A 12,096-nucleotide genomic window follows, 5' to 3' on the forward strand; every position below is an offset into this window, starting at 1 on the left:
AACCAAAAAGGGCCGGCGCGTTGGCACCGGCCCTCGTTTTCTTCGGTATCCGTCGCTCAGACGTAGCGGTTGACCACGTTTTCCAGCAGCTCCTGCTGGCCGGATTTCGGCCGCGGGTTGATGTTGGTGGACTCGACCCGCGCCGCGATCTGGTCGAGGCTTTCCTCGCCGCGCAGCATCTTCTGGTTCGACGCATCGTTCCAGCCGGCATAGCGTGTGTCGAGCGGACCCGACAGGGCCTTGTCCTCGATCATCTTCGCCGCTGCCTTCAGGCCACGCGCGCAGCAATCCATGCCGCCGATATGGCCGATCAGCAGGTCGGCCGGATCGATCGACTGGCGACGCAGCTTGGCATCGAAGTTGGTGCCGCCCGTCGTGAAGCCGCCACCGGCCAGCACGTGGTAATAGGCCAGCGCCATTTCCGGCACGTTGTTGGGGAACTGATCGGTGTCCCAGCCGGACTGGTAGTCATTGCGGTTCATGTCGATCGAGCCGAAGATGCCAAGCGCGTTGGCAAGCGCCAGTTCGTGTTCGAACGTGTGTCCGGCAAGGATCGCGTGGCCCTGCTCGATGTTGACCTTCACCTCGTTTTCCAGCCCGTAGTTCTTGAGGAAGCCGTAGACGGTCGCGACGTCGTAGTCGTACTGGTGCTTGGAAGGCTCCTGCGGCTTCGGCTCGATGAGGATCGCGCCCTTGAAGCCGATCTTGTGCTTGTACTCGACCACCAGGTTGAGGAAGCGGCCCATCTGGTCCAGTTCCTTCTTGAGGTCGGTGTTCAAGAGCGTCTCGTAGCCCTCGCGGCCGCCCCACAGCACGTAGTTCTCGCCGCCGAGCTTCAGCGTCGCATCCATGCAGGTCTTCACAGTCGCGGCTGCAAAGGCAAAGACGTCCGGATCCGGGTTTGTCGCAGCGCCCGACATGTAGCGGCGGTGCGAGAACATGTTCGCCGTGCCCCACAGCAGCTTCACGCCGGTGTCAGCCTGCTTCTGGCCAAAATAGTCGACGATCTCGTTGAGGTTCTTGGTGTTCTCGGCAAAGCTCTCGCCTTCCGGGCGCACGTCGGCATCATGGAAGCAGTAGTAGGGCGTGCCAAGCAGCTGGAAGAATTCGAAGGCGACATCCGCCTTCATCTTCGCCGCATCCATCGTGTCCTTGAACCAGGGACGCTCGAAGGTGTTGCCGCCGAACGGATCGGTGCCTGGCCAGACGAACGTGTGCCAGTAGGCAACGGCGAAACGCAGATGCTCTTCCATCCGCTTTCCCATGACGACTTCGTCCGGGTTGTAGTGGCGGAAGGCGAGCGGATTGGTGCTGTCCGTGCCTTCGTATTTGATCTTCTGGATGTCTCCAAAAAAGCCTGTCGACATGGGTATTCTCCTCCTTGGTGTGTGTCTCAGTGTTTGTTCAAGGGTTTTCACCCCACTCCGTCCGGCAGGACAAACGGGGAGTGACACTTGAAAACTTCAGTTCATCGTGGACCTGATCGCCGGATAGAGCGCCCGGTAACGGTCATAGGCCGCGTGATAGGACGCGGTCAGCGCCGGCACCGGCTCGATCGTCTCGGCCGTTTCGGGCTGGCTGCAGACGGCAAGCGGATCCGCACCGGTGGCCGCGATCAGCCCCAGCCGCGCGGCGCCAAAGGCTGCGCCGAAATCGCCGTCCGCCGGAATGTCGACCGGCATGTCGAGCGCCGTGGCGATCGAGGCCAGCCAGTAGCGCGACCGCGATCCGCCGCCGATCGCCGTCACCCGCTCGACCTTCGTGCCAGCCGATTTCAGCGCTTCCAGGCTGTCGCGAATAGCAAACGTGACGCCTTCCATCACCGCCTGCGTCAGCGCCGCGCGGCTCGTCTCGTGCGCGAGGCCGATGAAGGCGCCGCGGATCTTTGCATCGTTGTGCGGCGTGCGCTCACCCGACAGATACGGCAGGAAAGTGACGCCGGACGGCGCATGGAGCGTGTCGCCAACCTCGGCCGAAAGCTCTCCGGCGGTCATGCCGGTGATCCGCGCATGCCAGTTCAAGGCGTCGGTTGCCGACAGGATGACGCCCATCTGGTGCCAGGTATTGGGCAGCGCGTGGCAGAAGGCGTGAACGGCGCTTTCAGGCTTCGGCAGATAGGAGCCGTTGGCGGCAAACAGCACGCCGGAGGTGCCGAGCGAGACGAAGGCGTGGCCCTCGGCGACCGTGCCCATGCCGCAGGCCGAAGCGGCATTGTCGCCTGCCCCGCCGGCGATCACCACGCCCGGCTGCATGCCCCAGGCGGAGGCGAGTTCGGCGCGCAGCGTACCGCCCTGCTGCGTGCCTTCGACCAGCGCCGGCATCTGATCCTCGGAGAGGTCGGTCGCCGCCAGCAGCTCTGACGACCACTTGCGGGCGCCGGTGTCCAGCCAGGATGTACCGGCCGAATCCGACATCTCGGAAATGTGCTCGCCGCTCAGCCAGAGCCGCAGGTAATCCTTCGGCAGCAGCACCTTGGCGACTTTGGCGAAGATCTCCGGCTCGTTGTTCTTCACCCAGGCGAGCTTCGGCGCCGTGAAACCTGGAAACACGATGTTGCCGGTGATCGCCCGGAACCGCGGATCGGCGTCGAGCGCGGCGGCCTCGGCAAACGAGCGGGTATCGTTCCACAGGATGCAGGGGCGCAGGACGCTGTCGTCGGCGCCAATCAGCGTTGCGCCGTGCATGTGACCGGAAAGGCCGATGCCCTTCACGGCGGTAAGCGCTTCGCCATGCGTCGCCTTCAGCGACCCGACGGCCTCCTGCGTCGCGCGGATCCAGTCTGCCGGATCCTGTTCCGACCAGCCGGGATGCGGGCGCGAGACGTCGATTGCGGCGGTCGCCGAGCCGATGACGATCTGGTCGCCGTCGATCAGCATCGCCTTGACGCCGGACGTGCCGAGATCCAATCCGAGATACATGGGTCTTCTCCTTCGCTGCCCCTCAGGGCAGGTTGTCTTTCAAAAAAATATCGATGCGGATGCGTTCCTGCGCCGTCACCACCGGCGACCCGTCGGCCTTCGCCTTCAGGACCCGGATGGCACTGCGCACCTCGTGGCCTGCATCCTGGTTGAGCACGGCATCGACGACCTCGTCGAGGAGCGCTGTCCGCGTCGCCTCGGTCAATTCGTGCAGCACGACGACGGGGCGGCGCTCCGCCGGTAGTCGGGAAACGGCGCGGATCAGGCCGCGATTGCCGGCCCCGCAACTGTAGATGCCGGCAAGCTGCGGCTCATCGTGCAGCGCCCGCGTCACCAGCCGCTCGGTTTCCTTCGGATCATCCCGACCCTCGACCACCGGCAGGATCTGCTGCTGCGGGAACCTGTCGCGCATGACGCTCGAAAAGCCATCGAGCCGCTCGGCGTGGTCGCGCACCATCAACGAACCGGCCAGCGGCAGCACCGGGCCGCGCCGGCCACCGAGGAAGCGGCCGATCAGGGTCGCAGCGGTCCGGCCGGCGGCAGCGTTGTCGATACCCGCATAATGGGTGCGGCTGGAGCCGCCAAGGTCGGACACCAGCGTCACGACCGGAACCTGCGCCTCGGCCAGGCGATCCGCCGCGGCGCGAACCTCCGCCGCGTCGACCGCGACAAACGCAACGCCATCCGGCCGGTCGAGCCCCGCCGCATCCAGCGCCGAGACCAGCGCCGCAACGTCGAAGGCTGCCACGTCGACGATCGTCAGCCGGATCCGCTCGGAGGCGGCACGTGCCGCGGCGGCAGCCACCTCGGCGCGCAGGCCGATCATGAAGGAGTTGTCGTTGGCGGGAAGGATGAAGGTGAAGGCGTAGACGCGGCTCTTGGCAAGGTTTGCCGCCGCCTGGTCGCGCACGAATCCAAGTGCGGTAACAGCTGCTTCGACACGCTCCCGCGTCACCAGCCGCACGCCGGCGCGGCCGTTGAGAACACGGTCGACGGTCGCAAGGCTGACGCCCGCATGTGCGGCAATGTCGTGAACCGTCGGCTTCATGTCTCCTCCGCGGGAAGACATAGCCTGCATTTTGAGGTACGTAAATCAGAAATTATGCGCAGCCGCAGGCGTCCATGCGAAAGGGGCCGCCGCTTGCGCGACGACCCCTTTCAGGCGGTGGATTCTATGTGCGGGCTGGTCTAGTGCCCGCTGCCCGAGGGTGGTGCGGCTTTCGGCTTCGCAATCATCACGACCAGCAGGATGAGCGAGGCGAAGAGGAAGGTCAGACCGGTGAACACGTCGATGAACGACATGATCGTCGCCTGCTGGGTGACCATGCCGGACAGCCGGCTGAGCGCCGCCGTGGCGCCATCCATGCCGTAGGTATTGAAATTGGCGCCGACGCTGTTCAGCCAGTCCATGGCTGCCGGATTTCCGTAGTTCACGTGCTCGGACAGCCGCGCATAATGCTCGTCGGCACGCTGCGTCAGCATCGTATTGATGATCGCAAGGCCCACGGCACCGCCGAGATTACGCGTCAGGTTGTAGAGGCCGGAGGCGTTCTGAATCCGGTTCGGCGGCAGGGTCCCCAGTGCCACGTTGTTGATCGGCACCATGCACAGCATCAGCGAGCAGCCGCGCAGGATCTGCGGCAGCAACAGCTCGTAGAAGTCCCAGTCGGCGGTCATGCTGGTCATCAGGTAGGTGCCGCAGGCGAAACCAAAGAAGCCGATGCCCATCATCACCCGCGGGTCGAGGCGGCCGGACAGGATGCCGGCGACCGGCGCCGTGAGGAACATCGCCAGGCCGGAGACGAACATCGTCTCGCCGATCATCAGCGCGTCGTAGCCGCGGATGCGCCCGAGATACAGCGGGTAAAGGTAGGTGAGGCCGTAGAGCCCGACGCCCATGGTGAACGAGAACAGCGAGCCGAAGGCGAAATTGCGGTTGGCGAAAGCCTTGAGGTCGACGACGGGGAAATCGACCCGGAACGCCCGCCAGAAGAAGATCACCGCGCCGATCACCATGGCGAGCGTCCCTAGAACGATATGCTCGTCCTGGAACCAGTCCTTGTTGTTGCCCTCCTCGAGCACGTATTCCAGTGAGCCGAGGAACACGGCCATGGAGAACAGGCCAAGCCAGTCGAAGCGCTTCATCAGCGAATGCTGCGGCTTGTCGAAGTCGATGAAGCTCCAGGCGAGCGCCGTGACGAAGATGCCCGGCACGATGTTGACGAGGAACAGCCAGTGCCACGAAAAGGCATTGCTGAGATAGCCGCCGACCGTGGGGCCGATGGTCGGCGCCAGCGTCGCGATAAGGCCGATGATCGGCGACACGATCGAGCGCTTCGACGCCGGGAAGATGGTGAAGGCGGCCGCGAACACCGATGGGATCATGCCGCCGCCGATAAAGCCCTGGATGGCGCGATAGATGATCATCTGCTCGATGTTGGTCGCCGTGGCACAGAGCGCCGACGCCATCGTGAAGCCGGCGGCGCAGATGGTGAACAGCACCCGCGTCGACAGAATGCGGGCGAGCGTGCCCGACAGCGGGATCATGATGACTTCGGCGATAAGATATGCCGTCTGGACCCAGGCGATTTCGTCGGAACCGGCCGACAGGCCGGCCTGGATCTCCGCGAGCGACGCCGAGACGATCTGGATGTCGAGGATCGACATGAACATGCCGACCACCATGGCGAAGAAAGCGATCAGCTTTCTCCTGTCCATCGGCGGATCAGCAGGTATGGCGCCCGCAGTGGCGGTGGTGGCGGCCATGGCTAACTCCTTCGCCGGAAATTCCCTTAACGGGATGCGTCCGGCGCGGTGCGGGTATCGATCTCGGCGACGACGCTGAGGCCGGCACGCAGGTGACCACGCTCCAATTCCTCGCGCGGGATCGAGATGCGCACCGGCACGCGCTGGACGACCTTGGTGAAGTTGCCCGTGGCGTTTTCCGGCGGCAGCAGCGAGAACACCGCGCCGGATGCCGGCGCGATGGACTGGACCGTCCCCTCGACCGACCGGTCTTCGAAGGCATCGACATGCACCCGCACCTTGGATCCGGGCACGATATGGCCGAGCTGGGTTTCCTTGAAGTTCGCCTCAACGTAGAGCGCATCGAGCGGCACGAGGGACGCCAGACGCTTGCCGGAGCTGAGGAAATCGCCGACCTGGACGGCAAGGTTGCCGATGGTGCCGTCATAGGGCGCCTTCAGGACAGTGAAACTGAGATCGCGTTCGGCCTGCTGGACGGCAAGTTCCTGCAGACGCACGGTGTTTAAGGCCTCTGTGCGCTGCGCCCGCAGCAGATCGATGTTTGCGCGTGCCGTGGAGACCGCGGCCTGGCCGGCCTGCAGATTGGCGTCCGCTTGTTCCAGCGCTACCTGTGCATTGTCGAGGTCGGCGGTGGTACCGACGGATTTCGCTGCCAGTTCGGCGGTCCGCTTCTGGGTGATCTGGGCGCCGCGAACTATGGCGCGAAGCGCGCCGAGCTGCGCCTCGGACTGGCGCAGGCTCGCTTCGCCGCCGGCGATCTGGGCGTCCATCCGGGCAACCGCCAGGTTGGCGCTTTCAACATTCGCCTGTGCCTGCTCATAGGCGATCCGATAATCGCCCTGGTCGAGTGTCACCAGCGGGTCGCCGGCCTTGACGATCTGGTTCTCGACGACATTGACCTTCTCGACGTAGCCACTGACCTTCGGCGCGATGACGGCGATATCGCCTTCGACGTAGGCGTCGTCGGTCGACACCAGGAACCGGCCATCGGTCCACCAGTTGTATCCGTACCAGCCGGCACCGCCGAGGATGGCGATCACCAGCAGCGGAATGATCGGGTTACGCTTCTTCTTCTTAGAAGTCGTATCGTTTGGCTTGGCGTCTGTCGCAGCCGGTGCAGCGGCGGACGGCTTTTCACCGACCGGGGCATCGGAGCGTGCCTCCACCTTGTCAGTGGCGGCCTGATCGGCCGAAACGACGCGCAGCGGTCCATTGTTCGCGGAAGTAGTCATAAAAGGTCACCGATGAAACAGAAAGCCGAAACGATCGAACCGATCGGTTCAATGGCGGTTGACATAGTCCCTTCCATCTCACATATCAAGGCCAATCGAACCGACCGGTTCGAAAAGGTTGACAATCAGGAAACGGAATGCCTGAAACGAAGTCTACGCCCTGTGATACGGCCGGTCAGCCCGGTCGGTTTCCTGCCGGAGAAGATCCGGCAAAGCGGGAGCAGATCCTCGACGGCGCGAAGCGCGTTTTCATGAGCCTTGGCTTCGATGCCGCCAGCATGAACGACATCAAGCGCGAGGCCGGCGTCTCGAAGGGCACAATCTACGTCTACTTCAACGGCAAGGACGACCTGTTCCAGGCGATCATGGAGCGCGAGCGCCAGAACCTGGCGATCTCCATGCGAGACATCCTGGAAGGCAGCGGCGAGGTGACGGACGGCCTCTATCGCTACGGCATCGGCTTTTGCCAGCACATCACGTCGGACAGCTCGATATCGGCGATGCGCACGATGATCGCCGTCGTTCCACGCATGCCGAAGCTGTCGCGCAAGTTCTTCCAGAACGAATCCCTGAATGTCCGCACCGTACTGGAGCGTTTCATCGAGCAGCATGTCGAGCGTGGCGCACTGGTGGTCGACGACATTTCGATCGCTGCCCGCCAATTCATCGAGCTCTGCGGCGGCACCTTCTTCAAGCTGCGCCTGTTTGGCGATCTCGCCGCACCACCGACGGCCGAAGAGATCGAACGGGTGGTCAAGTCCGCCGTGCGGATGTTCCTGTGCGCCTACGCAAAAAAAGATGATGACCGGTTGGAATAAACCGGCGGTCAAAGCGTATACTTCCCCGCGGCTTGCTTTGGCAGGCCGGAAGCCGATATCGCTCTCATCCGGCACGCCGGAGGGCAAGGGGAATTATCAATGCAAGACATAATGATGCTTGTGCAAGATCCGGCCGCCTGGGTGGCGCTGGTGACGCTGGTGGTGATGGAAGTCGTCCTCGGCATCGACAACCTGATCTTCATCTCGATCCTGACGAACAAGCTGCCGCCCGAAAACCGTGAGAGAGCCCGCAAGATCGGTATCGGCCTGGCGCTCGTCATGCGCCTTGCGCTGCTCGGCACCGTCGCCTGGATCGTCCAGCTGACGACGCCGGTGTTCGAAGTGTTCGGCCATCCCTTCTCCTGGAAGGACATGATCCTCATCGCCGGCGGCCTCTTCCTGGTCTGGAAGGCGACGAAGGAAATCCATCACAGCGTCGACCTTGAAGATCACAAGGACAGCATGGTCGGCAAGACCGTGACGACGACCTTCGCCTCCGCCATCGGCCAGATCCTGCTGCTCGACCTGGTCTTCTCGATCGACAGCATCATCACCGCCGTCGGCATGACCCCGCATCTGCCGATCATGGTCGTCGCCGTCATCGCCGCCGTGACCGTGATGCTGGTTGCCGCGACGCCGCTGGCCAACTTCATCGAGCGGAACCCGACGATCGTCATGCTGGCACTCGCCTTCCTGCTGATGATCGGCACGACGCTGATTGCCGAGGGCATGGGCTTCCACGTGCCGAAGGGCTACATCTACGCAGCCATGGCCTTTTCGGCGATGGTGGAAGTGCTCAACATGTACGCGCGCAACGCCCGCAAGCGCAAACGCGACACTGTGCACTGACCGGTAACGGACGGTCGCCGGGCGGCTTGGAACTTTCGGGGCGCCATTGTATTTAGGTGCCACGAATTCCTCCCCGGCGGCGTCTATCGCCGCCCCTCCCCCCGGAGCGGCATGACCACCCAACAGATACTCGCGTTCGCCGTGATCGGCGGCATGATGGCCGTCTTCATATGGGACCGCTTCCGCTACGACGTCGTTGCCTGCAGTGCCCTGGTGGTGGCCGTGGCGCTCGGCGTCGTTCCAGTCGACCATGCGTTTTCAGGCTTCTCCGATGACATCGTCATCATCGTCGGCAGCGCTCTGGTCGTGTCGGCCGGGGTTGCCCGTTCCGGCATCGTCGACGTCGCGATCAAGAAGTTCTTCCCCAACCTGAAGACCGTCCGGCCGCAGATCATCATGCTGATGATCGTCGTTGCCCTCCTGTCGGCCTTCATCAAGAACATCGGCGCGCTGGCGATCATGATGCCGGTCGCCTTCCAGTTTTCGCGCCGCGCCGGTGTGTCGCCGTCGCGCTACCTGATGCCGATGTCGTTCTCCGCCCTGCTCGGCGGCCTGATGACGCAGATCGGCACCTCGCCCAACATCGTCGTCTCACGCCTGCGCGGCGAGATGACCGGCACGCCGTTCACGATGTTCGACTTCACGCCGGTGGGTGGCGTCCTCACCATCGTCGGCATCATTTTCCTCGTCTTCTTCTACTGGCTGGTGCCCGAGCGCCGCAAGCAGGTCGGCTCGATCGAGGAGGCGACGGAAATCTCCAACTACGCCTCCGAAGCCACCGTTACGGCGCAGTCGGTGGTGGTCGGGCGGCCGCTCAGCGAGCTTCTGAAGTTTGGTGAAGGCGAGGTCGTCGCGACCGCCGTGCTGCGTGGGGCGACGCGCATGTCGCCGTTCCCGGACCTGACGCTGCGGGAAGAGGATTCCGTCGTGCTGGAAGGCCGTTCGGCCGTCCTCGACACGGTGATCTCCTCGGCAAAACTGCAGCTGTCCGGCAAGCCGCTGCGCGAAAACGGACTGCCGCAGCAGGATCTGGTGTCGATCGAAGCGGTGATCTCGCGACATTCGGGCCTGGCCGGTCGTTCCGCGAAAGACCTCGCACTGCCCTATACCCGCGGCGTCAACCTGCTGGCAGTCAGCCGGCGCGGCGAGCGCCTGCGTCAGCGGCTGCACGACGTGGTTCTTCAGGAAGGCGACGTGATCGTTCTGCAGGGGGGCCGTCAAACGCTGCCGGTCGTGCTCCAGGATCTGGCGCTGCTGCCGCTTGCCCAGCAAGAGGTCCTGCTCGGCACCAAGCGCAAGGCGCTGATCCCGATCAGCATCCTGGCGCTGGCGATGATCCTCACGGCATTCGGCTATACGCCCGTCGCCGTGGCCTTCTTCGCCGCAGCACTGGGAATGGCGATTGCCGGCGCCGTTCCGCTCAACGACATCTACAAGGCGGTTGATGGCCCCATCCTGGTGATGCTCGGCGCGCTGATCCCGGTGTCGGACTCTCTGCGCACCAGCGGCGGCAGCGAACTGATCGCCCAGTGGCTGGGACAGGTCGCTCACAGCCTTCCCGCCTACGGCGCCCTTGGCCTGATCATGGTGACCGCCATGGCCGTCACGCCGTTCCTCAACAATGCGGCGACCGTACTGGTGATGGGACCGATCGCCGTCAGCTTTGCAACAACGCTCGGCTTTCGGCCGGAGGCATTCCTGATGGCGGTGGCGATCGGCGCCGGCTCCGACTTCCTGACCCCTGTCGGCCACCAGTGCAACACGCTCGTCATGGGCCCGGGCGGCTACAAGTTCTCGGACTACCCGCGCCTCGGCCTGCCACTGTCCTTCCTGATCGTCATCGTCAGCGTCCCGACGCTGATGTGGTTCTGGCCGGTCCGCTAGCCTCGCACCGCAGATCGCGGCCGCGCCGGCTGCCGCGATCCTGCAAAAACCTTGACGCTTTCGGCTGAATATGTCCTAAGGCCAGCCAATCCCGAGATTGAAGCCAGCGCCCCTGATGGCGCTTTTCCAGTTCGAGCAGGCACCCATGAACACTTCCGGCGTCCGCGTCCGCATCGCACCCTCCCCGACCGGCGAACCGCATGTCGGCACCGCCTATATCGCGCTTTTCAACTATCTCTTCGCCAAGAAGCATGGCGGAGAATTCATCCTGCGCATCGAGGATACGGACGCGACGCGCTCGACGCGCGAATTCGAGGACAAGGTGCTCGAGGCGCTGCGCTGGACAGGCCTGACCTGGGCCGAAGGCCCGGACGTCGGCGGCCCCTATGGCCCGTACCGCCAGTCCGATCGCAAGGACATGTACCAGCCCTACGCGCAGCAGCTGCTGGACAAGCGTCACGCCTTCCGCTGCTTCTGCAGCCCCGAGCGGCTTGAGCAGATGCGCGAGGCCCAGCGTGCCGCCGGCAAGCCGCCGAAATACGATGGTCACTGCCTCAATCTGACAGCCGAGGAAGTCACCTCGAAGATGGCAGCCGGCGAAAGCTCGGTCATCCGCATGAAGATCCCGACCGAGGGATCCTGCGACTTCAACGACGGTGTCTACGGCGACGTGTCCATTCCGTGGGATTCAGTCGACATGCAGGTCCTGATCAAGGGCGACGGCATGCCGACCTATCACATGGCCAATGTCATCGACGACCATCTGATGAAGATCACCCACGTCGCCCGCGGCGAGGAGTGGCTGGCATCGGTGCCCAAGCACATCCTGCTCTATCGCTACTTCGAGTGGGACGAGCCGAAGTTCATGCATCTCTCGCTGATGCGCAACGCCGACAAGTCGAAGCTGTCGAAGCGCAAGAACCCGACATCGATCTCCTACTACTCGGCGCTTGGCTACCTGCCGGAAGCGCTGATGAACTTCCTCGGCCTGTTCTTCGTGCAGATCGCCGAGGGCGAAGAGCTGCTGACGATGGATGAACTGACGGCGAAGTTCGACCCGGAAGCCCTGTCCAAGGCCGGCGCCATCTTCGACATCCAGAAGCTCGACTGGCTGAACGGCCGCTGGCTGCGCGAAAAGCTGTCGCCTGAGGAATTCACCGCCCGCACGCTCGCCTGGGCCATGGAGAACAGCCGCCTGACCGAAGGCCTGAAGCTTGCTCAGAGCCGCGTCTCGAAGCTCGGCGACCTGCCGAACCTCACCGGCTTCCTGCTCGCCGGCGACGTCGGCCTGACGCCTGCTTCGTTCTCCGGAATGAAGACCACACCGGCTGAAACGCTGGAGATCCTCAACACCGTCCAGGCCGATTTCGAGAAGATGCCGGAATGGACGGTCGAAAGCATCGACCAGGAACTGCGGGCGGTTGCCGACAAGCTTGGCAAGAAGCTGCGCGTCGTCACGCCGCCGCTGTTCGTCGCAATGTCGGGCAGCCAGCGTTCGCTGCCGCTGTTCGACAGCATGGCGCTGCTCGGCCGCTCGGTCGTGCGCCAGCGCCTGAAGACCGCCGCGACGGTGGTGGCCTCGATGGTGGGCGCCGAAAAGTAGCGGCATATGCGACGGGTCCCCTCCCC

9 protein-coding genes are annotated in these 12,096 nt (G+C 63.9%); 4 read left to right on the forward strand and 5 right to left on the reverse strand.

The genetic code is table 11. The annotated features are described in order from the left end of the window. Window positions 1-56: 56 nt before the first annotated feature. The 5 genes from xylA to AAIH46_RS05635 form a co-directional block, all read right to left on the reverse strand. Window positions 57-1,367, reverse strand: coding sequence for a xylose isomerase (xylA, locus tag AAIH46_RS05615; RefSeq protein WP_430304636.1), 1,311 nt, complete (start codon window positions 1,365-1,367; stop codon window positions 57-59). A gap of 96 nt (window positions 1,368-1,463) precedes the next feature. Further along, entirely contained in the window at window positions 1,464-2,918 is a 1,455-nt protein-coding gene (gene xylB / locus AAIH46_RS05620; protein ID WP_430304637.1) for a xylulokinase, read from the reverse strand. A gap of 22 nt (window positions 2,919-2,940) precedes the next feature. Further along, on the reverse strand, window positions 2,941-3,966 hold the full coding sequence (locus tag AAIH46_RS05625; RefSeq protein ID WP_430304638.1) for a LacI family DNA-binding transcriptional regulator: 1,026 nt from the start codon (window positions 3,964-3,966) through the stop codon (window positions 2,941-2,943). Between the two features lie 140 nt (window positions 3,967-4,106). Continuing rightward, window positions 4,107-5,684, reverse strand: coding sequence for a DHA2 family efflux MFS transporter permease subunit (locus tag AAIH46_RS05630; RefSeq protein ID WP_430304639.1), 1,578 nt, complete (start codon window positions 5,682-5,684; stop codon window positions 4,107-4,109). A gap of 26 nt (window positions 5,685-5,710) precedes the next feature. Further along, window positions 5,711-6,916 carry an HlyD family secretion protein gene (locus AAIH46_RS05635; RefSeq protein WP_430304640.1) on the reverse strand — a complete coding sequence of 402 codons (1,206 nt, stop codon included), beginning with the start codon at window positions 6,914-6,916 and terminating at the stop codon, window positions 5,711-5,713. A gap of 137 nt (window positions 6,917-7,053) precedes the next feature. Here AAIH46_RS05635 and AAIH46_RS05640 point away from each other — a divergent pair, with 137 nt between their 5' ends. From AAIH46_RS05640 to gltX, 4 genes are all read left to right on the forward strand, one after another. Continuing rightward, window positions 7,054-7,734 carry a TetR/AcrR family transcriptional regulator gene (locus tag AAIH46_RS05640; protein WP_430304641.1) on the forward strand — a complete coding sequence of 227 codons (681 nt, stop codon included), beginning with the start codon at window positions 7,054-7,056 and terminating at the stop codon, window positions 7,732-7,734. Between the two features lie 99 nt (window positions 7,735-7,833). Continuing rightward, a complete protein-coding gene (locus AAIH46_RS05645; RefSeq protein WP_430304642.1) occupies window positions 7,834-8,583 on the forward strand; it encodes a TerC family protein in 750 nt (249 codons plus the stop codon). 111 nt (window positions 8,584-8,694) lie between these two features. Beyond that, window positions 8,695-10,467 carry an SLC13 family permease gene (locus AAIH46_RS05650; protein WP_430304644.1) on the forward strand — a complete coding sequence of 591 codons (1,773 nt, stop codon included), beginning with the start codon at window positions 8,695-8,697 and terminating at the stop codon, window positions 10,465-10,467. Between the two features lie 145 nt (window positions 10,468-10,612). Next, complete coding sequence (gene gltX / locus AAIH46_RS05655; RefSeq protein WP_430304645.1) at window positions 10,613-12,070, forward strand: glutamate--tRNA ligase; 1,458 nt, start codon at window positions 10,613-10,615, stop codon at window positions 12,068-12,070. Window positions 12,071-12,096 lie beyond the last annotated feature (26 nt).

Origin of the sequence: Rhizobium sp. 0TCS1.26, from assembly GCF_050455525.1 — a bacterium.
Taxonomy (GTDB): domain Bacteria; phylum Pseudomonadota; class Alphaproteobacteria; order Rhizobiales; family Rhizobiaceae; genus Neorhizobium.